Source organism: Rhodoplanes roseus, from assembly GCF_003258865.1.
Taxonomy (GTDB): Bacteria; Pseudomonadota; Alphaproteobacteria; order Rhizobiales; family Xanthobacteraceae; genus Rhodoplanes; species Rhodoplanes roseus.
Window position 1 is genome coordinate 1 of record NZ_NPEX01000950.1, and the last position, 246, is coordinate 246.

Here is a 246-nt window from a genome sequence, read left to right on the forward strand (position 1 = left end):
CTATCTGGAGCTCTTTGGCCGCTACTTCCTCGACCTGACGCCGAAGGTGTCTCTCATCTGCGCCTACAAGGCGGACCGGGAGGGCAACCTCTACACCGGCTTCAACACCGAAGACACGCCGACGATCGTCGAGGCCACGAAGTTCCGTCAGGGCATCGTGATTGCCCAGGTCAACGAGATCGTCGACAAGCTCCCGCGCGTCGACATTCCGGCCGACTGGATCGACGCCGTTGTGGAGTCGCCGAG

General features: G+C 62.2%; 1 protein-coding gene. It reads left to right on the forward strand.

Features of this window, described 5'->3' with window-relative positions:
- A partial coding sequence (locus tag CH341_RS33140) for a malonate decarboxylase subunit alpha (protein ID WP_210208753.1) occupies positions 1–246 on the forward strand: 246 nt, incomplete at both ends.